Here is a 23081-nt window from a genome sequence, read left to right as displayed (position 1 = left end):
AAAAAGGCCGCATAAGCGGCCTTTCGTCAGGGTAGGGGATCCGGTTATAACGTCGGATGCTCTACTTTATGCGTGTGTTCAATATCCTGGTTCTTCTTACCGAAGCGGCGACGAACCACCACGAAGAAGACCGGAACAAAGAAGATCGCCAACAGCGTTGCGGTGATCATCCCGCCCATAACGCCGGTACCTACGGCGTTCTGAGAACCGGAACCAGCACCGGAGCTGATAACCAGCGGCATAACACCGAGGATGAAGGCAAGTGAGGTCATCAGAATCGGACGCAGACGCATACGGACTGCTTCCAGCGTCGATTCAATCAGCCCTTTACCTTCTTTATCCATCAGATCTTTGGCGAATTCGACAATTAATATGGCGTTCTTCGCTGACAGCCCGATGGTGGTTAACAGACCCACCTGGAAGTAAACGTCGTTACTCAGACCACGCATCGTTGCCGCCAGAAGCGCACCGACAACCCCGAGTGGCACAACCAGCATAACGGAGAACGGTATCGACCAGCTCTCATACAACGCTGCCAGACACAGGAATACTACGATCAGCGAGATAGCATATAGAGCCGGAGCCTGGTTGCCTGACAAACGTTCCTGATAAGACAGACCCGTCCAGTCATAGCCGATGCCGCTTGGGAGTTTGGAAGCCAGAGACTCCATCATCGCCATCGCATCACCACTACTCTTGCCCGGTGCCGGCTGACCCAGAATTTCCATTGAAGGCAGACCGTTGTAACGTTCCAGACGAGGTGAGCCGTATTCCCATTTCGCGCTTGAGAACGCGGAGAACGGCACCATCTGACCCGCGCTGCCGCGGACATACAGATTGTTGATGTCTGAAGGCAACATACGGTACTTATTTTCAGCCTGCACGTAAACTTTCTTCACACGACCGCGGTCGATGAAGTCGTTGACGTAGCTACCACCAATCGATGCACCTAACGTGGTGTTGATATCGGAAATAGAAACGCCAAGAGCCGTTGCTTTTTCCTGATCAATTTCGATTTTAAACTGTGGCGTATCTTCCAGACCGTTTGGACGGACCTGAGTCAGCAAGTCCGGGTGCTGAGCAATCATGCCCAGTAACTGGTTACGTGCCTGCGTCAGTTTGTCATGCCCAAGGTTAGCCTGATCAATCAGCTGGAAGTCGAAGCCCGTCGCCGTACCTAACTCAACAATGGCCGGTAAGTTGAACGGGAACACCATTGCATCTTTAATGGTGCTGAAAGCGCCCATCGCGCGGCCTGCAATTGCAGGAACTTTGTTTTCAGCGCCGCTACGTTCAGACCAGTCTTTCAGACTGACGAACGCGATACCGGTGTTCTGACCACGACCAGCAAAGCCGAAACCGTTAACGGTAAACACGGAGTTCACGTTGGCTTTTTCTTTGGTCAGATAGTAGTTACTGACTTCATCGAGCACTTTCTGCGTACGTTCCTGAGTTGCACCTGCTGGCAACTGCGCCATGGTCAGGAATACACCCTGGTCTTCTTCCGGCAGGAAGGAGGTTGGCAGGCGGATAAACAGGAATGCCATGCCAACAACAATCAGCAGGTAAATCACCAGATAACGACCGGTGCTGCGCAGAATATTACCTACGCTGTCGGTGTAGTGGTGCGTACTTTGCTCAAATTTCTTGTTAAACCAACCGAAGAAGCCTTTCTTCTCGTGATGCTCACCCTTGGCGATCGGTTTCAACATGGTCGCACAGAGGGCTGGCGTCAGGATCATCGCCACCAGAACTGACAGCACCATGGCAGAAACGATGGTGATGGAGAACTGACGGTAGATAACACCGGTCGAACCGCCAAAGAAGGCCATTGGGATGAATACTGCTGACAGCACCATCGCAATACCCACCAGTGCGCCCTGGATCTGCTCCATGGATTTCTTGGTGGCTTCTTTCGGTGGCAGCCCTTCTTCGACCATCACGCGTTCAACGTTCTCGACGACGACGATGGCGTCATCGACGAGCAAGCCTATCGCGAGCACCATCCCGAACATCGTGAGGGTGTTTATCGAATAGCCAAATGCAGAAAGTACGGCAAACGTACCGAGCAATACTACCGGAACGGCAATCGTTGGGATAAGTGTCGCGCGGAAGTTTTGCAGGAACAAGAACATGACCAGGAATACCAGGACGATGGCCTCGAACAGCGTTTTACCTACTTCTTTGATCGAAATTTTAACGAACGGTGTGGTGTCATACGGGTAAACAACTTCTAAGCCCGCCGGGAAGAACGGTTGAAGTTTAGCCAGTGTTGCTTTTACTGATGCCGCCGTATCAAGGGCGTTCGCACCGGTAGCCAGTTTGATACCCAAACCTGATGCCGGTTGTCCGTTGAAGCGAGCGATAACGTCGTAGTTTTCACCACCCAGTACGATTTTAGCTACGTCTTTCAGGCGAACCTGAGAGCCGTCCTGATTGACTTTCAGAATGATTTTACCGAACTCATCAGCGGACTTCAGACGGGTCTGCGCCACGATAGAGGAGTTCAGTTGCTGACCAGGAACCGGAGGTGTACCACCGAGCTGACCTGCTGCAATCTGGTTGTTCTGAATTTTAATCGCATTGATGACATCGACCGGTGTCATCTGGAAGTTGTTCAGTTTGTTCGGATCCATCCAGATACGCATCGCGTACTGAGCACCAAACAGCTGAACGTCACCCACACCTGAAGTACGGCTGACCGGGTCTTTAATGTTAGACCCTACGTAGTCGGCGATATCATCCTGCGTCATGGTTCCGTTATTCGAGATAAAGCCCGCGACCATCAGGAAGCTGCTGCTCGATTTCTCAACGGAGATACCTTGTTGCTGAACTTCCTGCGGCAGCAACGGTGTCGCCAGCTGCAGTTTGTTCTGAACCTGAACCTGTGCGATATCCGCATCGGTACCGGAAGCAAATGTGATGGTGATCTGGACAGTACCTGAAGAGTCACTGGTCGACGACATGTACATCATGTTGTCGATACCGTTCATGTTCTGTTCAATAACCTGGGTTACCGTATCCTGTACCGTCTGCGCATCGGCGCCCGGATAAGTTGCGGTCAGCTGGATAGCTGGTGGCGCAACCGTTGGATACTGTGCGATAGGCAATTGAAGTATCGCCAATGCCCCTGCCAACATGATGATGATGGCGATCACCCATGCAAAGATGGGACGATCTATAAAAAACTTAGCCATGAATTACCGGCTCCTATTAAGACTTCGTCGCTGTATCGGATGCAGCTGCTTTTTGATCAACTTCCTGTGCAGTAACCTGTACGCCTGGCTTAATTTTTTGCAGACCTGTCACGATGATCTTATCGCCACTTTTCAGGCCATCAGTCACGACCCATTTGTCGCCGATAGCTTGCGTTGTGGTGACGGTACGAAGCTCAACTTTATTGTCAGCGCCAACAACCATAGCCGTTGCATCACCACGTGGGTTACGGGTGATACCTTGCTGAGGAACCAGCAGAGCGTCGTTATTAACCCCTTCATCCAGACGTGCGCGCACAAACATTCCTGGCAGCAGTGAGTCATTTGGATTCGGGAAGATGGCGCGTAACGTAATAGAGCCGGTGGTTTCATCAACCGTCACATCAGAGAATTCTAATGTACCCGCCTGTGAATATTCCTTACCGTTGTCCATCAGCAGTTTGACTTGTGCTTTACCGTTGGCTTGTTTCAGGGAACCGTCAGCCAGTTCCTGTTTCAGACGCAGGAAATCGTTACTCGACTGAGTCACGTCAACGTAGATAGGATCGAGTTGTTGCACGGTTGCCAATGCAGTCGCCTGACCGTTCGACACCAGCGCACCTTCAGTCACAGACGAAATACCGATACGTCCGCTGATAGGTGAGGTGACCTTGGTGTAAGCGAGATTGATGCGCGCTGTTTCAACGGCAGCTTTCGAACTCACCACGGCGGCATCAGCCTGGGCAGCGGTAGCGACAGCAGTGTCGTAATCCTGCTTACTGATGTAGTTAGTGCCAAGCAGTGGTTTGTAGCGATTCACGGTCACGCGGGAAATTTGTGCGTTGGCCTGAGCTTTTACCAGATCGCCTTTAGCGCTGTCATACGCGGCCTGATAAGTGGCTGGATCAATTTGATATAAAGAGGTCCCGGCTTTGATTTCACTGCCTTCAACGAAGTTGCGTTTCAGAATGATGCCGCCAACCTGCGGACGTACTTCAGCGATGCGGAAAGCAGCAGTACGACCAGGAAGTTCGGTAGTCACATTCAGCGGTTCAGTTTTCAGGGTAACGACGCCAACCTGCGGAGCATGTGGCGCACCTTGTTGAGCTTCTTTATCGTTACATCCTGTAAGTGCTATGCTTCCGGATAGCATCAGAACTACCGCCAGAGGCGTTAACCCTCTGTTTTTGTTCATAAATAAACCTCAAGTGTCCGATTTCAAATTGTCCAATGGATCACAACATTCCAAATCCATTGCTGCGCTTATAGTATCTGCGTGCTATGTTACATACATTCAAGAATGTATGTAAATCAAACTCCCCTGAAAGATAAACCTATGGCACGAAAAACCAAATCACAGGCGCTGGAAACCAGACAGCAGATACTGGATGCTGCTGTGAGAGAGTTCTCGGCCCGTGGGGTATCGTCGACATCACTGACTGATATTGCAAATGCAGCCGGTGTGACGCGGGGCGCAATTTATTGGCATTTCAGAAACAAAGTAGAACTTTTTAATGCGATCTGGGAAGCCTACGAATCCCGGGTAAAAGTGCTCGAAGTAGAGTATCAGACAAAGTTTCCTAATAATCCACTGCGTATTTTACGTGAAATCCTAATTTACATTCTTGTTTCCACGGTCACTGATACACAGCGTAAAGCACTGATGGAGATTATATTCCATAAATGTGAATTTGTTGGGGAGATGTCATCCGTCCATGAAGCGCGAAAATCGCTATATATGGAAGGGTACGGGAAAATCGAGCGTATTCTGCTGCGATGTATTGAAGAAAAACAATTGCCCGCCACTCTCGATACCCGTCAGGCAGCTATTATTCTGCGCGCCTATCTGACCGGCCTGATGGAAAACTGGTTATTCATCCCTGAAAGCTTTGATTTAGAAGCTAATGCTGGGAGGTTTGTTGACACTTACATCGATATGCTCCGCCATTCTTCCTTCCTTTCTGCCGCTCCAAAGTCTTAATAATATTCCCAGACAAAAACAATAAGCCTGCAATGTTTATGGGGCATTGTGCAGATAAAATAAACAATTGCATGTTGTATTCAGAAACGCTTTTCCGCTTTCTTTAAGCCTGAAGGCTGCTATTGTCGTCACCATACTATTCATTCGGTAAATGAGTTGAAGCTCACGTATGTTTAACCGGTTTCTGGCCGTACCTTCTGACAACATGTTAACCCTGAAAAAAAATGGGATATTACGAATTTATACACTCGTGATATGCCTCGCACTTTTACTTGTCTCTCTTTCTTCTTACGCGGGCAGTAACGATGTCCCGACCCGTAATGAAGTGCAAAACCAGCTCGATACCTTTAACCGGCAGAAAAATCTCACGCCGGTCGATAAACTGTCGCAACAGGATTTAATCCACACGCTGGAGTACCTTGATGCGCTCGATCGCGTCAAACAGGACGCCACGCAGCTGCACCAGCAGGTCACCGAAGCACCACAAAAACTGCGCGCGTCAATAGACGGGCTTGATCAACTAAAAAACAGCGCCAAAGACGACGCCAATAAAGCCCAGCTTTCTGCGCTTTCCCTGCGTCAGCTGGAAAATCGCCTCAATGATACCCTCGACGATCTTCAGTCCTCACAGGAAGACCTCTCGACATTCAACACGCAGTTAATTTCGCTACAAACTCAGCCGGAACGCGTGCAGAACGCGATGTATACCTATTCTCTGAGTATTCAGAAAATCCGTAATGAGCTCAATGGAATGTCGCCGGGGCAGCAGGATTTACGCAACACTCAGCAAACCATGCTGGTGACCCAGCAATCGTTGCTGAATGCGCAAATCGATTTACAACGCAAAAGCCTGGAAGCCAACACCACGCTACAGGATTTACTGCAAAAACAGCGTGATTACACCAACGCCCATATCAATCAGCTGGAACATACCGCCCAGTTGTTGCAGGAAGTGGTGAACGGCAAACGCCTGATCCTCTCCGAGCGCACGGCAAAAGAAGCGCAGACCCCGGACGACACGTCCAATATCCAGAATGATCCGCTGGTGGCGCAGGAACTGGGCATCAACCGCAAACTAAGTGAACGCCTGATCGCCGCGACAGAAGAGGGCAATCAGCTGGTGCAGAAAAACATCACGGTGAAAAACTGGTTAGATCGCTCGGCGCAGTCAGAGCATGATCTTAAAGAACAGATCACCGTGCTAAAAGGCAGCCTGCTGCTGTCACGCATTTTGTATCAGCAGCAGCAAAATACCATTCCGCCTTCCGGCCTTATCACCGATATGAGCGCGCGGATTGCTGATCTCCGCCTTGATCAATTCACCATTAATCAGCAGCGCGATGCTTTATTCCAGGGTGACAGCTACATCCAGAGTGTTGTCACCAACAGCAAAGAAACGATTAATGATGACATCAGTGACGCGCTGGATCAGATTGTGGATATGCGCCGGGAGTTACTCGATCAACTGAATAAGCAGCTGGGAAATCAGCTGTCGCTGGCCATCAATTTGCAGATCAACCAGCAGCAGTTGCAGAGCATCAACCAGTCGCTGACCGAAACGCTGACTCAGCAGATTTTCTGGGTGAGCAGTAATAAACCGATGAACTGGGATTTCATTAAATCCCTGCCTGATGACGTCAAAAGCCAGCTGAGCAGCCTGAGTATCAATCTTCCCCGTGGCGAGCTGATGCTTGGGGCTGTGCGTTCCTTACCCGTGACTGTCCCGCTGCTGGTGGTGATTCTGTTGCTGCTGTGGCGCAAAAAATACATCAATCAGCGGATTGAAAGCCTGAGCAATGACGTCGGGCAGCTCAAGCGCGACAGCCAGCTGCACACGCCGCAGGCTTTGTTGCTGATGGTACTCAACGTTCTGCCGGGCGTTTTACTGATGCTGGGCGTTGGCTACTGGTTCTCGCAGTGTGATATCGAACTTAGCGACTTTTTATGGACACTGTCTCAGCGGCTGGCCGTTTTCCAGCTGGTGATGGGGTTCTGCTTCCGTATTCTCAAGCCGGGTGGCATCAACGAACGCCACTTCAATACACCGGCGACCACTTGCGCGCATTATCGCCGTTCGGTGATCCGCCTGAGTCTGGTGATGCTGCCGCTGATCTTCTGGTCGGTGCGGGGTGAAAAAGCGCCGCTCGGGCTGGTGGATGACATTATCGGGCAGGTGGTGATTTTACTGACACTCACCGCGCTGACCGTGCTGGTTTTCCCGATTGCGCGCGATGGCTGGCGCGAAAAAGATTCGCACAGTATTCGACTGGTGGTGGTTACCGCCATTGCGCTGGCTCCCGTGTTCCTGATTGGTCTGATGGTTACCGGTTATTTCTACACCACGCTGCGACTGGCCGGGCGCTGGATTGACAGCCTGTATCTGCTAATTTTCTGGAATATCACCTACCTTACCGCGCTGCGTGGACTGAGCGTGGCAGCCAGGCGTCTGGCCTACCGGCGTGCGCTGGCACGACGTCAAACGGCGGCCACCAAAGAGGGTGTGGAAGGCAGCGAGCCAGTCGAAGAGCCGCCACTGGGGTTGGATCAGATTAACCAGCAATCGCTGCGCCTGACCACCATGGGGCTGTTCTTTATTTTCGCGACAGTGTTCTACTGGATTTGGTCGGATCTGCTGACGGTGATTTCCTATCTCGACAGCATTTCGCTGTGGCATTACTCCGGCACCGTGGCGGGCACGGTGACGCAGCAAACTGTCACGCTGGGGAATTTACTCCTCGGTTTTCTGGCGGTGATCGTGGCCTATGTACTCACGCGTAATTTACCGGGATTACTGGAAGTTGTGGTTCTCTCGCGGCTGCAGCTGCGGCAGGGAACGTCGTATGCCATCACCACCATCCTCACCTATTCGATCACCGTGATCGGAGCCGTGACCGCGCTCGGATCGCTGGGCGTTTCATGGGATAAACTTCAGTGGCTGGTGGCCGCGCTGTCGGTCGGGCTTGGGTTCGGCCTGCAGGAGATCTTCGCCAACTTCGTGTCGGGTCTGATTATCCTGTTTGAGCGCCCGGTGCGTATCGGCGATACCGTCACCATCGGCTCATTCTCCGGCACGGTCAGCCGCATCCGCATTCGTGCCACGACCATCACCGATTTCGATCGCAAAGAAGTGATCATTCCTAATAAAGCTTTCGTGACTGAGCGGCTGATCAACTGGTCGCTGACAGATACCGTGACCCGCGTGCTGATTAAAATTGGCGTGGCGTATGGTTCGGATCTCGACAAAGTGAAAGAGATTTTATTGCAGGCGGCGCATGAAAATCCGCGGGTGATGAACGATCCTTCGCCGCTGGTCTTCTTCCTCAATTTCGGCGCAAGCACGCTGGATCACGAACTGCGTGTGTATGTCCGGGAGCTGGGAGACCGCAGTTACACCGTCGATGAACTTAACCGCAGCATTGATAAACTCTGCCGCGAGAACGATATCAATATCGCCTTCAATCAGCTGGAAGTGTATCTGCATAATCAGGATGGAAGTGAAGTTCAGGAAGTGAAGCGGGTGCTGAGACAGCCAGGAGATGAGCCGGATGCGGTGACACAAGGCTGAGGGTGGTTTTGCACATCAGGGGAAAACGATGAAATCCCCTGATATTTCCTCCGGCAGCCATTAACGCAGGCTGGCGAGCTTACAGATAACTGATGGAAAGCGAACTTTTGCTGCTTTTCAGCTTTTCCTGATAATCGCGCTGCACAATTTCCAGTGCGGCAAGGGCGGTTTCAGGCGCAATCTCGTTGCACTCGAGCAGGTAAATCAGATCAACAGCAAGCTGAAGTTCGGGAGGCGCATTTTCTACTGACATATTGGCCAACATTATAATTAGCAGGTTTTGGACTTATCATTATAGATAAGAAAAGGTCAACGAAGCATGCCGGATTCAAAAAATGTGATAAAGATTCAAAAACCTTTTTCCTGCCGTTCAATCTGTCTTTCAATTTTCGCCAGCGCCTGACGACAACGCATAAGCCGTCCTTCTAACGCGGCCAGTTCCTTCTGTACCCGCTGCTGATCGCTGAACGTCGCCAGTTGCCCGAGTGTGGTTTCCCGGTCTTCAATCATGGCGATCAGCCGACGCTCAAACTGCTGCGTTTCCGCCAGTCTGGTGTAGTTATCATGGCTTTTACGCTCCGGCGTCTGATGCGTTTTGCGCAGCGTTTGGGTGGCGAGCTCACGCTGCATGGCGGTGATTTGCGCCACCAGCCTTTCAGCGATAAATGCCACCTGCGCAGAGCGCTTTTCCACCACTTCCTGATTGAGCTGACGCAAATTATTTTTTATCTCTGCCAGATAATCCCGCAGACGTGTGCCTTTAGTGGAGAATAAGGCGATATCAAACCGCGCCTGCGTGGCGGAGACGTGTCCAATCGGTTCAATTTCCCGCGACAGTGTTTCAATCTGCTGATCAAGGACATGTAAAATTCGTTCTGTGCTCACGGGAAATCTCCATTGATGACGCGTCCGGCAAATATGACAGTGTTGCTGCGTCAGTTTACACTGGCCAGAGGAATACTTGCCGTGGTTTATCCGAATTAAAAGGAATTGAATGAAACGCGTACTACTGATCATTCTTGGCTGGATTTGCGTGATGCTGGCGACGCTGGGTGTTGTGCTGCCACTGTTGCCGACAACACCCTTTCTACTGCTGGCTGCCTGGTGCTTTGCACGCTCGTCGCCGCGTTTTCACCACTGGCTACTGCACCGTTCCTGGTTCGGCAGTTATCTTCGCCACTGGCAGCAGCATCGCGCATTACCAAAAGGGGCAAAACCGAAAGCGGTGGCGCTGATCCTGGTGACGTTCGCCGTCTCAATCTATTTCGTCCCGTTATTATGGGTTCGTATTTTATTGCTCTGCATGATGTTTATGTTGCTGATAATGATGTGGCGACTACCAGTGGTTGACCTTGAGCAATAAAAAAGGTGATCATGTCCGGCTGCGGGTTGCTTTTTAAAGCGGCTTTGCATAGATTTGGGCATCTCGTACGTCGGTGCGCTCCCAATTTCCTTCCTTAGACGACATGCTTTATATCAGGCATGACGGGGGACATTTGACCGCCCGCGTTTAAGTATGAACAGCAGCTATATCAGGCAATGACATTATGACCGCTACCGCACAGCAGCTTCAGTTAATTAAAGACAGTATCAAAACCATCCCTGACTATCCTAAGCCAGGCATACTGTTCCGCGACGTCACCAGTTTGCTGGAAGACCCGAAAGCTTACGCTGAAAGCATTAAATTATTGGCCGATCGTTATCGCGATGCCGGTGTGACCAAAGTGGTCGGCACCGAAGCTCGCGGTTTCCTGTTCGGCGCCCCGGTAGCATTGGTTCTGGGCGTGGGTTTTGTTCCCGTGCGCAAACCGGGCAAATTACCGCGTGAAACCATCAGCGAAACCTACGATCTGGAATACGGCACTGACAGCCTGGAAATCCACGTTGATGCGATCCAGCCGGGCGAAAAAATTCTGGTGATCGACGATCTGCTGGCAACGGGCGGCACTATTGAAGCCACTGCGAAACTGATCCGCCGTCTGGGGGGAGAAGTGACCGATGCCGCTTTCATCATCAACCTGCCGGAACTGGGCGGAGAAAAACGCCTGAACTCCCTGAACATCAACTGCTACAGTCTGGTTTCTTTCGACGGGCATTGATGACTGTTAAATGGCCTCGCTTTTATCGCGAGGCCATTTATTCACTGCTATTTCTCCGACTCTCCCGCCCACACTACCATCACTTTATCGTCACCTTTTTTGCGGCTAAATGCGTAATAGTCTGGCGTGTGCTGCGATGTCTGAACGCCTGCGCCGAGAGCAACGTGTTGTTGCCTGAATTTCCCCAGTTTTTGCCAGTGCGTCAGCAGGGTCTGCTTCGCTCCACTGAGCTCATTCCAGTTCATGTCAGAACGCGTCCCCTGCAAAGGGTCCGATCCCGTCGGGCCAAACGCGCGCCCGCTTTCATCGCCGTAATAAATCTGCACTGCGCCGGGTGCCAGCAGCAGCAAATCTGCTGCCCGCCGCTGTAAAGGCAGTGCGCCTTTCGCGTCAGCGTCGAAAAACAGCCGGGTGTCATGTGAAGATAGATAGCTCAGCACGTTGAAGTCCTGCATTTTTTCTGCCATTTGCTGATAAGTCGCATCGATGCCGGCGAAGCAACTCAGCGCGGCAGCAGCCTGATCCTGAAAATCAAAGTTGATCATCGCATCGAAACCATTGTCGTAATAATCACTTTTCATCACACCATGACCCCAGGCTTCGCCGGTCATCCAGAACGGTGCATCGTCTAGTGCCAGCTCAGGATTGGCCGCTTTCCACTCTTTCAGCGCGTCGACAGAACGTGCTTTCAGCAACGCCAGCGTCGGCTTTTCAACATGTTTAGCGGTATCAACGCGGAACCCGTCAATGCCGTACTCTCGGACCCACTGACTGAGCCATGTCACCAGATAGTTACGCGGCGTTGCGCCGGGAATGTCTTTCGCGGCGGTGTCAGGTTTATGACGGTAAAAAATTGGTAACCCGCTGATGTCTTTAGATTCGGTTTTGATATCAGGGAGAAAAGCCAGCGACATGGTGAGATCGTCATACCCCGGCGAGTCGTAATCGCCGATATCGGTGCGGATCCATTTTTTTCCCCACCACTTACTCCAGCCGTTCTTGTCGCCGAAATTAATATAATCGTTAAAACTGTGCCAGTTCTGACCGGGGCGAGGTGCCCAGTCGGTCCAGTTTTTACCCAGCGTCTTTTCTATCTCATCGCCTTTCAGATACAGCGATCCGAACTGGAAGGTTTGCATGTCGGCCAGCGTGGCGTAGCCCGTGTGATTGACTACCACGTCAAACAGAATGCGGATCCCACGTTTGTGTGCTTCTGTTACCAATCGATGCAATTCTTCGGCAGTGCCCATATTGGCATCGAGTTTTGTCCAGTCGAGGGTGTAATAGCCGTGATAAGCATAATGCGGAAAATCGCCTTTGGTGCCACCCCCGACCCAGCCGTGGATCTGCTCCAGCGGTGAGCTTAACCACAGAGCGTTGACTCCCAGTTGTTGCAAATAATCCAGTTTATTAGTCAGGCCAGCCAGATCGCCGCCGTGGAAGGTGCCGATTTCTTGTAACCCGTCGCTGTGGCGCCCATAGCTGTGATCGTTGGCAGGATTACCGTTCTCAAAACGGTCGGTCAGTACGAAATACACCGTGGCGTTTTGCCAGCTAAAAGGGGTGACGGGTTTACTTGCAGCGGATTCAAGCAGCAGTAAACCGCCACTGGCGGGATCGGGCATTATCTGTATATGTCCTTTGAACACCTTTGCTTCCTGACCGGAGTAAAAATCCCGTACGACTTCACCTTCGGAAAACGTCGAAGAGACGTCCACAGAAAGCGGTTTTCCATTCCAGCGCGGGCAGGTTTTCGTCACTTCAGCGACCGTTTCCGGCGTGGTATTAAGACTCAGCTGAAGGGTCGGCGTTCCGCTGCGGGTATCGATCCGTACCTGATAATCGCCGGCACGAAATTGCCGCCAGTTCACCGGCGCTTTGCTCGCGCACGGTTGCAGCGAGAGCATGACGTTAAGTTTCACGTCATCGGCAGGCTGCCAGCATTGATTATCCTGAAGAAGTTCAAGCGAGCGCTGGCCTTTTGGCAAAGTGGCGTGCGTGGTGAGAATTCCTGAAGACGTCTCAGAAAAGTCGGGGAAGCCTTGCAGCGACCAGTTCGCCTGCGAGGCGGGGGAAATCAACAATAACAGAGGCAGTGTCAGGCGTTTCATGGCTCTCCTTACGCGTGGCAGGAAGCATTCTTTTGGCAGAGATGAAAACAGTGTAATCCTCACGCCAGATTCGCCCTCATCCTTGCAGGGAAAATCTCAGGAGGAGGAAGAAGGGGGAGAACCTGCGGCGCAGCCCGCAAAAAGTAAAGTAATAGGAATGATAGCGACCCTGCTGATACACTAAGTAGTGGTAGTCTGGCTCCGGCATCATTATGCTGAGTCTTCAGTCTCCGTTACGCAGACCAGCGCAGAAAGACGGGTTAAACGATGTTTTTTCGTGTATCGTCAAATTATTCATTATAAATCAACGATGAAGTACTAATGAGCTATCAGGTTCTTGCCCGTAAGTGGCGCCCCCAAACTTTTGCCGACGTCGTCGGACAGGAACATGTGCTGACCGCACTGGCTAATGGCCTGTCGCTCGGGCGCATTCATCATGCCTACCTGTTTTCCGGTACCCGCGGTGTGGGGAAAACCACCATTGCCCGTCTGCTGGCGAAAGGGCTTAACTGCGAAACCGGCATCACCTCCACGCCCTGTGGCGTGTGTGATAATTGCCGTGAGATCGAGCAGGGCCGTTTCGTCGACCTGATTGAAATCGATGCCGCGTCCCGTACCAAAGTCGAAGATACCCGCGAGTTGCTCGATAACGTCCAGTACGCACCGGCGCGCGGTCGCTTCAAAGTTTATCTAATTGACGAAGTGCACATGCTCTCGCGTCACAGCTTCAATGCGTTGTTGAAAACGCTGGAAGAGCCGCCCGCGCACGTCAAATTTCTGCTGGCGACAACAGACCCGCAGAAATTACCCGTCACGATTTTATCGCGTTGTTTGCAGTTTCACCTGAAAGCTCTGGATCCGGAGCAAATCCGCAAACAGCTCGAAAACGTATTAACCCAGGAAACCATTGCTACTGAGCCGCGTGCACTTCAGCTGCTTTCCCGTGCAGCCGACGGCAGCATGCGTGATGCGCTGAGTCTCACCGATCAGGCGATCGCGATGGGTCAGGGCGCGGTCACCACCGAAACGGTGGCGCAAATGCTTGGTACCCTCGATGACGAACAGCCGCTGGCGATGCTCGAGGCGCTGGTCAGCGCCGACGGAGGTCAGATGATGGCGCAGGTCGAACAGGCTGCGTCGCGCGGGGTGGACTGGGAAAATCTTCTGGTAGAAACGCTGTCATTGTTGCACCGCATAGCGATGGTTCAGCTGTTGCCCTCGGTGCTCGACAACCATTACGCCGCCATCGAACAACGTTTACGTGAACTGGCGCGGGTGATCCCGCCTGTGGATGTTCAGCTCTACTACCAGACATTATTGATTGGCCGTAAAGAGCTGGCGTATGCGCCGGACAAGCGTATGGGTGTCGAAATGACGTTGCTGCGTGCACTGGCATTCCACCCGAAAGTCATTATTGCTGAGCCGGTTCCGCAGCCGGTCGCTGCACCCGTCGCCCAGGCACCGGCAAGTCATGTACCGCGCACTGCGCCCGCGCAGCCACAGCCGTCGTCACCGCAGCAGTACAACAATGATTCACCGCCGCCGCACGGCAACGCCGAACCCGCATCCATGCCGGATTCCACAGCCCAGCTGTTGCAGGCGCGAACACAATTACTCAGGCAGCAGGGGAGTACCACCCCAAAAAAAGCTGAGCCGGCAGCGCCAGGAAAAGCGCGGCCGGCAAACTCAGCACTGGAGCGTCTCGCCTCGGTGACTGAACGTGCGCAGACATTGGCCAGCGTGAAGAAAGAACCCGTAGCGCCGGTAAAAGAAGAAGCGTATCGCTGGAAAGCGCTGACTGAACCGCAGGAGTCCCTGGAACCGGTCGCGACGCCGAAAGCATTGCGGACAGCGCTGGAACATGAAAAATCACCAGAACTGGTCTCCCGCCTGGCAGAAGAGGCCATTGAACGTGATGAATGGGCGGCAGAAATTAGCCAGTTAGCCATTCCGAAACTGGTACAGCAACTGGCACTGAATGCGTACCGTGAACAGCCGGAACCGGGCAAAATTTGCCTGCATCTGCGTTCATCGCAAAAGCATCTGAATTCGCCATCGGCACAGAAAGTGCTCGCTGAGGCTTTATCGACACTGCATCAGAGAACGGTTGAACTCACCGTTTTGGAAGACGATAATCTGGCGGTGAAAACGCCGCTTGAATGGCGACAAACTATTTACGAAGAAAAGCTGGCGCAGGCGCGTCAGTCGATTATTGCGGATAATAACATCCAGACTCTGCGTCGGTTCTTTGACGCCGAACTGGATGAAGAAAGTATTCGCCCAATTTAAATCAAACGCCGCATCGTCGCGGCTCTATGGAGAGAAAGCTTATGTTTGGAAAAGGCGGCATTGGTAACCTGATGAAACAGGCCCAACAAATGCAGGAAAAAATGCAACAAGTTCAGGCTGAAATTGCTGCGTTGGAAGTCACCGGCGAGTCTGGCGCTGGTCTGGTAAAAATCACCATCAACGGCGAGCATAACGTTCGTCGTGTTGTCATTGATCCGACTTTGTTTGAAGACGACAAAGACATGCTGGAAGATTTGGTCGCGGCGGCATTCAATGATGCTGCACGTCGTATCGACGAAGTGCGCAAGCAAAAAACAGAGGCTATCTCTGGCGGAATGCAATTGCCACCAGGCTTTAAGATGCCGTTCTGATGCAAACCAGCCCTCTCCTTGAATCTTTAATGGAGGCGTTGCGTTGTCTGCCGGGCGTTGGCCCGAAGTCAGCGCAGCGTATGGCATTCCAACTTCTGCAGCGCGATCGCAGCGGTGGAATGCGGCTGGCGCAGTCGTTAACGCGCGCCATGTCTGAGATAGGCCATTGTGCCGATTGCCGTACTTTTACCGAGCAGGAAATCTGTACGATCTGCGCCAATCCTCGGCGTAAAGAGAACGGACAGATTTGCGTGGTAGAAAGTCCGGCAGACATTCACGCGATAGAACAAACCGGTCAGTTCTCAGGTCGCTATTTTGTGCTGATGGGCCACCTGTCTCCACTCGATGGCATCGGGCCGGACGACATTGGTCTGGGCCGGATGGAGGAGCGTCTTGAAAGTGAAAGCATTCAGGAAGTCATCCTTGCGACTAACCCGACGGTTGAAGGTGAAGCCACCGCCAACTACATCGCTGAGATGTGCGGCCAGTACGGCGTCCTGGCGAGCCGCATCGCGCACGGTGTGCCGGTGGGCGGTGAGCTGGATATGGTTGATGGCACCACGCTGTCACACTCTCTCGCCGGGCGGAATCCCTTCAAGTTCTGACTGTTATAGATCGGGTGCTGATTACCGCACCCGATTTACTTTCTGCCGTTCCCTTGTACATTTCTTCTTAAAAATTTCTTCGTATGCTTGAAAAACCACGTCCCTAACCCCACTTATTCCTCAACGTCTGATTTGGTCAATAACAGTATCTGGATTGAGGTAATTTGATGAGTATGAAAGGACAAGAGACACGCGGATTCCAGTCTGAAGTAAAACAACTTCTTCATCTGATGATCCATTCTCTGTATTCAAACAAAGAAATTTTCCTGCGTGAGTTGATCTCCAACGCTTCCGATGCGGCTGACAAACTGCGCTTTCGCGCGCTGTCCACCCCTGAGCTGTATGAAGGCGACGGCGAACTGCACGTGCGTCTGGCATTTGATAAAGAAAAACGCACCCTGACGCTGAGCGACAATGGTATCGGCATGACCCGCGATGAAGTCATCGACAACCTCGGGACTATCGCGAAATCCGGCACCAAAGCGTTCCTCCAGTCTGTCGGTTCTGAGCAGGCGAAAGACAGCCAGCTGATCGGCCAGTTCGGCGTCGGTTTCTACTCTGCCTTTATCGTGGCGGACAAAGTGACCGTGCGCACCCGTGCAGCCGGTGCCAGTGCTGAAGAAGGCGTGTTCTGGGAGTCTGCCGGTGAAGGTGAATACACCTTGGCCGATATCGAGAAAGCCGACCGCGGGACTGAAATCACCCTGCATCTGCGTGAAGATCAGGACGAGTTTCTGGATGACTGGCGCGTGCGCTCCATCATCAGCAAATATTCAGACCACATTGCGCTGCCGGTTGAAGTGGAAACCCGCAACGAAGAAGACGGCACTGTCACATGGGAACAAATCAACAAGGCTCAGGCTTTGTGGACCCGTGGCAAAGCCGAAGTCAGTGACGAAGAATACGTCGAATTTTATAAACATATCTCCCATGATTTCAGCGATCCGCTGAGCTGGAGCCATAACCGCGTTGAAGGTAAGCAGGAATACACCAGCCTGCTGTATATCCCTTCTCAGGCGCCATGGGATATGTGGAATCGCGATCACAAACACGGCCTGAAACTGTACGTACAGCGCGTGTTCATCATGGACGAAGCCGAGCAGTTCATGCCGAACTACCTGCGCTTTGTGCGTGGCCTGATCGACTCCAACGATCTGCCGCTGAACGTGTCCCGTGAAATTCTGCAGGACAGTCGCGTTACCCAGAACTTGCGCAGTGCGCTGACCAAGCGTGTTCTGCAAATGCTGGAAAAACTGGCGAAAGATGACAACGAAAAATACCTGCAATTCTGGAAACAGTTTGGTCTGGTATTGAAAGAAGGCCCTGCAGAAGACGGCGCGAACAAAGAAACGATCGCCAAACTGCTGCGTTTCGCCAGCACCCGCAACGATACCAGCGAACAAACGCTGTCGCTGGAAGAGTATGTTGCGAGCATGGTGGAAGGTCAGGACAAGATTTATTACATCACCGCTGACAGCTATGCCGCCGCGAAGAGCAGTCCGCATCTGGAACTGTTCCGCAAAAAAGGCATTGAAGTCCTGCTGTTGTCTGACCGCATCGACGAATGGATGATGAGCTATCTGACCGAGTTTGATGGCAAAGTCTTCCAGTCCGTCAGTAAAGCCGATGAGTCACTGGATAAACTGGCCGACGAAGAAACCGAAGAGCAGAAAGAAGCGGAAAAAGCGCTGGAGCCGTTCGTTGAGCGTGTGAAATCGCTGCTGGGTGAGCGCGTGAAAGAAGTGCGTCTGACGCATCGTCTGACCGACACTCCAGCCATCGTCACCACCGGCGCGGATGAAATGACCACGCAGATGGCAAAACTGTTTGCGGCTGCCGGCCAGGACGCGCCTGAAGTGAAATATATCTTCGAGCTGAACCCTGAGCATGCGCTGGTGAAACGTGCTTCGGACGTGGCGGACGAAGCACAGTTCAGCGAGTGGATCGAACTGCTGCTGGATCAGGCGCTGTTCGCAGAACGCGGCACGCTGGAAGATCCAAACCTGTTCATCCGTCGTATGAATACGCTGCTACAGGCATAATTTGCTGAAGTCACATTGTAAAGGGCACCGTGAGAACGGGGCCCTTTTTTATATCTGATCAACCTTGCTTCGCTTCCACTTCAATCCATTGCCTGAACGCCGTGATTTACGCTCCAGTTTTGGCCGCCTGAGTCTGGCTGTGCTGTTGCAAACCTTTCGGGTAAAAACGCCGGAGGACAGCCGCTTAACCCTTGTGCCCGTTGGGGTTGTTCCTTGAGCAAAAGCGCTCAAAATGGTATGGTTGACCGTTTTTCGAGATTCATAAAAATTACATGCAAGGGGATTTACGCAATGCGTATCATTCTGCTGGGCGCTCCGGGCGCAGGTAAGGGTACTCAGGCTCAATTCATCATGGAGAAATTTGGTATTCCACAGATTTCTACCGGTGATATGTTGCGCGCCGCTGTGAAGGCCGGAAGTGAACTCGGCAAGAAAGCAAAAGAGATTATGGACGCCGGTAAACTGGTGACGGATGAACTGGTTATCGCTCTGGTGAAAGAACGTATTCAGCAGGAAGATTGCCGCAACGGTTTCCTGTTAGACGGTTTCCCTCGCACCATTCCGCAGGCTGATGCCATGAAAGACGCGGGTATCAAAGTCGATTATGTTCTTGAATTCGACGTGCCTGACGAACTGATCGTGGATCGCATCGTGGGTCGCCGCGTACACCCAGGCTCTGGCCGCGTGTATCACATCCAGTACAATCCGCCAAAAGTGGAAGGTAAAGACGATGTAACTGGCGAAGATCTGATCACCCGTAAAGATGATCAGGAAGAAACCGTGCGTAAACGTCTGGTGGAATACCATGAGCTGACTGAGCCATTGGTGTCCTACTACGGTAAAGAAGCAGAAGCAGGCAATACTAAGTACGTCAAAATTGACGGCACCCAGCAGGTTTCTGCCGTGCGTGACGAACTGGCGGCTATCTTAAGCTGATTCGTACTGTATCTGTTCAGCCAACGGGGTGACTTCGGTCGCCCCGTTTGTTTTTCAGCCATTCCCCGCCAAAAATAGTCACAATTCGCATTGATAGCCACCACCGTTGTTCCGATCGTCTTTGTTTTCGTTACAATGACGTGCGCCTCTTTCTGAATCACCGTAAACGGAAGCGCCCATATTTTTCACCCTGGCTTCAATGCCATCAATTTAGGATATTCAGCATGACGCAGACCAAATTCGGGGTTCTTCTGGTTAATCTCGGGACGCCGGAAGCACCGACTCCGCAGGCCGTGAGAAAGTATCTGGGTGAGTTTTTGAGTGATATCCGCGTTGTGGACACCCCGCGTTTGCTGTGGTGGCCGATCCTTAATCTGGTGATTTTGCCCCTGCGTTCTCCGCGCGTATCCAAACTGTATAAGTCCGTGTGGATGGAAGAAGGCTCGCCGCTGATGGTCTTCAGCCGTCGTCAGCAAAAAGCGCTGGCCGAACGCCTGCCGGGCACGCCAGTTGAATTGGCAATGAGCTACGGTAAGCCTGGCATGAAAGATCCGATCGAAAAATTGCTGGCTCAGGGCGTGACCAAAATGGTCGTTCTGCCGCTGTATCCGCAATATTCGTGTTCCACCAGCGCCGCCGTGTTTGACGGCGTGGCGCGCGTGCTGAAATCCCAGCGCCGCTTGCCTTCGCTAAGTTTTATCCGCGATTACGCCACCCATCCGGCGTACATCTCCGCGCTGAAAGCCAGTATTGAACGCTCCTTTGCGCAGCACGGTGAGCCGGACCGTCTGGTCTTGTCGTTCCACGGTATTCCGAAACGTTTTGTGGCAGAAGGCGATGATTACGAACAGCGCTGCCGTGACACCGCACAGGCACTGACCGACGCGCTGCAACTGCCGACCGGAAAAATCATGCTGACCTTCCAGTCGCGCTTTGGTCGCGAACCGTGGCTGACGCCGTACACTGACGAAACGCTGAAGGGCCTGCCAGCGCAGGGTGTTAAGTACATACAGATTATCTGTCCTGGCTTTGCCTCAGACTGCCTGGAGACGCTGGAAGAGATCAAAGAAGAGAACCGTGAGATTTTTATTCATGCAGGCGGCGAACGCTTCGAATATATTGACGCCTTAAACGACCAGCCGGAGCATATCGATCTGCTGCAACAACTGGTCACTCAGCACTTCTGAAAGAAGGCTGAGCTTTTTGAATTTCCCGAGAATAACGAATGAAATTTCCTGGTAAGCGTAAGTCCAAACACTATTTTCCGGTCAGCGCGCGCGACCCTTTATTGCGTGATTCTATGCTGCAGGAGATGCAGCCGGAATCCGAAGGCGGCGCGTCTTACATCGTCGGCATTGACCAGACGATGGTGGATATTGAAGCGCGCGTGGATGAACATTTTGTCGCCCGTTACGGGCTAACGCCCGGCGAATCCAACATTCTGGATGATGAAATGTCGGAAGCGCTCTATCAGGAACTGATGCTTAATGCGCTGATCACCCATCAGTTCGCCGGGGGTACCGTCGGTAATACGCTGCACAATTACTCGGTGCTGGCCGATGACCGTTCGGTGCTGCTCGGTGTGATGTGTAATAACGTTAAGATTGGCGATTACGCTTACCGCTATCTGTGTAACACCTCCAGTCGCGTAGATCTCAACTTCCTGCAGGGCGTGGACGGCGCAATTGGCCGCTGCTTTACGCTGATCAGTGAAACCGGTGAACGCACCTTTGCTATCAGTCCGGGCAAGATGAACGGCCTGAAAGCTGAAAGCGTGCCGGAAGACGTGATTGCCGGCGCTTCAGCATTGTTGCTGACTTCGTATTTGCTGCGCAGCAAACCCGGCGAGCCGATCCCACAGGCCACGATGCAGGCCATTGAATACGCGAAAAAATATCATGTGCCGGTGGTCTTAACATTGGGCACGCAATATGTGATCGCCGATGATCCGCAGGCATGGCGCGATTTTCTGCGCGACCACGTGTCGATTCTGGCGATGAATGAAGACGAAGGTTTTGCGCTTACCGGTCTGAAAGATCCGCTGATGGCCGCCGACAAGGCGCTGGAATGGGTCGATCTGGTGTTATGCACCGCCGGACCGAACGGTCTGTTTATGGCGAGCTATACCGAAGAAGAATTTAAACGCACCACTCAGCATCCGCTGCTGCCGGGCGCGATTGCCGAATTCAACCAGTACGAATTCAGCCGTGCGATGCGTCGTGAATGCTGCGAGCAGCCACTGAAGATTTTCTCCCACATCGCGCCTTACATGGGCGGGCCGGAAAAAATCATGAATACCAACGGTGCCGGAGACGGCGCGCTTTCCGCACTGCTGCATGATATCGCTGCCAACGGGTTCCACCGAACCTCAGTACCGAACTCCAGTAAACATTCCCGCGAATACCTGACGTATTCGTCGCTGGCGCAGGTATGTAAATATGCCAACCGCGTCAGCTATCAGGTTCTGAATCAGCATTCACCACGTCTGACGCGTGGCCTGCCTGAGCGTGAAGACAGTCTCGAAGAAAGCTACTGGGAACGTTGAGTAAAAAGGGCGGGGGAGTCTCAATCGAAGAGCTCCCTCCGCCTCAATCCCGCTTATCCTGCCTGAACCTGATTACGGCCAGACGTTTTCGCGCGATACAGTGCGTCGTCCACACGTTTGAACAGGCTGGTAAAATCCTCGCCCGCTTCGTACTGCGCCACACCTACGCTTACCGTCAGCGCAGGCAGCCCAGGCCGGGATAATTGCTGTACGGCTTCGCGCAAATCCTCAGCAACGTGCATCGCGCCCTCCAGCGGCGTCAGCGGCAATAAAATTAAAAACTCCTCGCCACCCCAGCGGAACACCGTATCGCTCTCGCGGATGCCGGTTTCCAGCGTGCGCGCCAGCATGATCAGCGCATCATCGCCGGTGTTGTGGCCGTGCTCATCGTTTATCGCCTTAAAGTGATCGGCATCCACCAGCATCAGGCTGAAATTGTGTGTCCGCTGCGGATTCTGCGTCCGCGCATTTTCCACCAGTTGCATGAACTGACGGCGGTTGCCCAATCCGGTCAGCGGATCGCGCAGTGCCGCGTGTTCCAGCTCCTGCTCCAGACGCTTCTGCTCGGTAATATCGTGAATGATGCACAGCATCAGCCGTACGCCATTCAGCTCCACCGGACCGGCGTAGGTCTGGACGTGACGCAGATTGCCGTCAGCCAGTTTATGCACGAACGTCAGCGGCTTGTGTCCACCGGGCAGCCGGGAGATTTCATGCATCACCGGCAGCACGTCCAGCCCCATTGCATTGATTTCCCAGGTATGTTTGGTACACATCTCGTCGCGCGTATATCCATAAAAGCGCGTGGCCGCCTGATTCGCATCAACAATCTGACCGTTATTGGCCGGATCGATTAACAACATCGGCGCAGTATTGGTCTGAAAAAGCCGTTCGTAGAAACCACTTTCATCGCGGCGATAGGGCGTGTCACCTGGAATGGGCATCGGCACATTGGCGGCGGACGTGTGTGCGCCTTCGAATACGATGACGGTTTCGTTCGTATCCATCTGGAATGAAGACAGGCGGCAGCTCAGTGGGAATGCGCGGCCTTCCTTGTGGATCGTCCAGATTTCGACGATCTGATCGTCTTTTGCCAGATTCGGCAGATAGGACTCGAGGGACAACTGAGAATGAACCGAGAACTGGCCGTTGCGCAGCGGCCCGAGCAGGCTGTTACCTGCCAGCTTTCTGGCCGCCGTATTGGCGAAAAGAATGTGCTGACTGTGCGCCGAAACGACCCAGACCGGCGTACTTAAAATGTTTAACGTTTCCAGATGGGGTAACAACATTGCGCCTACCGATCTCAATTTGGCATAGCAACAGAATACAGCGAATTGATCTGA

Annotated in this window: 17 protein-coding genes and 1 other annotated feature; of the genes, 11 read left to right on the top strand and 6 right to left on the bottom strand. The window is 52.7% G+C overall.

The annotated features are described in order from the left end of the window. Positions 1–44 precede the first annotated feature (44 nt). Both acrB and I2123_RS18565 read right to left on the bottom strand, forming a co-directional pair. Positions 45–3197 carry a multidrug efflux RND transporter permease subunit AcrB gene (gene acrB / locus I2123_RS18570; RefSeq protein ID WP_112168673.1) on the bottom strand — a complete coding sequence of 1051 codons (3153 nt, stop codon included), beginning with the start codon at positions 3195–3197 and terminating at the stop codon, positions 45–47. 16 nt (positions 3198–3213) lie between these two features. Beyond that, on the bottom strand, positions 3214–4389 hold the full coding sequence (locus I2123_RS18565) for an efflux RND transporter periplasmic adaptor subunit (RefSeq protein ID WP_112168672.1): 1176 nt from the start codon (positions 4387–4389) through the stop codon (positions 3214–3216). A gap of 141 nt (positions 4390–4530) precedes the next feature. On the opposite strand from I2123_RS18565, the gene acrR reads away from it, so the two are divergent. Next, positions 4531–5175: a multidrug efflux transporter transcriptional repressor AcrR gene (gene acrR / locus I2123_RS18560; protein ID WP_112168671.1), complete on the top strand. Its 645-nt coding sequence runs from the start codon at positions 4531–4533 to the stop codon at positions 5173–5175. A 169-nt stretch (positions 5176–5344) separates the two neighbouring features. After that, positions 5345–8740: a mechanosensitive channel MscK gene (gene mscK, locus I2123_RS18555; RefSeq protein WP_213051230.1), complete on the top strand. Its 3396-nt coding sequence runs from the start codon at positions 5345–5347 to the stop codon at positions 8738–8740. A 79-nt stretch (positions 8741–8819) separates the two neighbouring features. On the opposite strand, the gene rsmS is transcribed toward mscK, so the two are convergent. Then, positions 8820–8993: a pleiotropic regulatory protein RsmS gene (rsmS, locus tag I2123_RS18550; protein WP_112168687.1), complete on the bottom strand. Its 174-nt coding sequence runs from the start codon at positions 8991–8993 to the stop codon at positions 8820–8822. 95 nt (positions 8994–9088) lie between these two features. Continuing rightward, on the bottom strand, positions 9089–9625 hold the full coding sequence (gene priC, locus I2123_RS18545; RefSeq protein WP_112168669.1) for a primosomal replication protein PriC: 537 nt from the start codon (positions 9623–9625) through the stop codon (positions 9089–9091). A 109-nt stretch (positions 9626–9734) separates the two neighbouring features. Here priC and I2123_RS18540 point away from each other — a divergent pair, with 109 nt between their 5' ends. Together I2123_RS18540 and apt are read left to right on the top strand one after the other, a co-directional pair. Then, entirely contained in the window at positions 9735–10103 is a 369-nt protein-coding gene (locus tag I2123_RS18540) for a DUF454 family protein (RefSeq protein ID WP_213051229.1), read from the top strand. A 184-nt stretch (positions 10104–10287) separates the two neighbouring features. Further along, the gene (gene apt, locus I2123_RS18535; protein WP_112168667.1) at positions 10288–10839 is read left to right on the top strand and encodes an adenine phosphoribosyltransferase; all 552 of its coding nucleotides are present in this window, start codon (positions 10288–10290) and stop codon (positions 10837–10839) included. A gap of 47 nt (positions 10840–10886) precedes the next feature. On the opposite strand, the gene I2123_RS18530 is transcribed toward apt, so the two are convergent. Next, positions 10887–12950, bottom strand: a complete 2064-nt coding sequence (locus I2123_RS18530; protein ID WP_213051228.1) for an alpha-amylase — start codon at positions 12948–12950, stop codon at positions 10887–10889. Positions 12951–13271: 321 nt separating this feature from the next. On the opposite strand from I2123_RS18530, the gene dnaX reads away from it, so the two are divergent. The 7 genes from dnaX (at position 13272) to I2123_RS18495 (ending at position 21738) form a co-directional block, all read left to right on the top strand. Continuing rightward, positions 13272–15239 carry a DNA polymerase III subunit gamma/tau gene (gene dnaX / locus I2123_RS18525; RefSeq protein WP_213051227.1) on the top strand — a complete coding sequence of 656 codons (1968 nt, stop codon included), beginning with the start codon at positions 13272–13274 and terminating at the stop codon, positions 15237–15239. Beyond that, positions 14572–14636, top strand: a sequence feature (DnaX frameshifting element). (Overlaps the previous gene by 65 nt.) Before the next feature lie 41 nt (positions 15240–15280). Then, complete coding sequence (locus I2123_RS18520; protein WP_112168663.1) at positions 15281–15610, top strand: YbaB/EbfC family nucleoid-associated protein; 330 nt, start codon at positions 15281–15283, stop codon at positions 15608–15610. Beyond that, positions 15610–16215 carry a recombination mediator RecR gene (recR, locus tag I2123_RS18515; RefSeq protein ID WP_112168662.1) on the top strand — a complete coding sequence of 202 codons (606 nt, stop codon included), beginning with the start codon at positions 15610–15612 and terminating at the stop codon, positions 16213–16215. Before I2123_RS18520 ends, recR begins: the two co-directional genes overlap by 1 nt. A 173-nt stretch (positions 16216–16388) precedes the next feature. After that, positions 16389–18257 carry a molecular chaperone HtpG gene (gene htpG, locus I2123_RS18510; RefSeq protein WP_213052564.1) on the top strand — a complete coding sequence of 623 codons (1869 nt, stop codon included), beginning with the start codon at positions 16389–16391 and terminating at the stop codon, positions 18255–18257. A 291-nt stretch (positions 18258–18548) separates the two neighbouring features. Next, positions 18549–19193 (top strand): adenylate kinase, encoded by a 645-nt coding sequence (gene adk, locus I2123_RS18505; RefSeq protein WP_112168660.1) that lies wholly within the window; start codon positions 18549–18551, stop codon positions 19191–19193. Positions 19194–19417: 224 nt separating this feature from the next. Continuing rightward, positions 19418–20380: a ferrochelatase gene (gene hemH, locus I2123_RS18500; RefSeq protein WP_112168659.1), complete on the top strand. Its 963-nt coding sequence runs from the start codon at positions 19418–19420 to the stop codon at positions 20378–20380. 38 nt (positions 20381–20418) lie between these two features. Beyond that, positions 20419–21738 carry an inosine/guanosine kinase gene (locus I2123_RS18495; RefSeq protein ID WP_112168658.1) on the top strand — a complete coding sequence of 440 codons (1320 nt, stop codon included), beginning with the start codon at positions 20419–20421 and terminating at the stop codon, positions 21736–21738. 53 nt (positions 21739–21791) lie between these two features. Here I2123_RS18495 and I2123_RS18490 read toward each other — a convergent pair whose 3' ends face one another. Beyond that, entirely contained in the window at positions 21792–23027 is a 1236-nt protein-coding gene (locus I2123_RS18490; protein WP_213051226.1) for a sensor domain-containing diguanylate cyclase, read from the bottom strand. Positions 23028–23081: the final 54 nt, after the last annotated feature.

It is taken from the genome of Rahnella inusitata (genome assembly GCF_018288855.1).
In the GTDB taxonomy this organism is placed as follows: domain Bacteria; phylum Pseudomonadota; class Gammaproteobacteria; order Enterobacterales; family Enterobacteriaceae; genus Rahnella; species Rahnella inusitata.
Note: the sequence above shows the minus strand (reverse complement) of the source record. Positions and strands in the feature narration are given on the sequence as shown.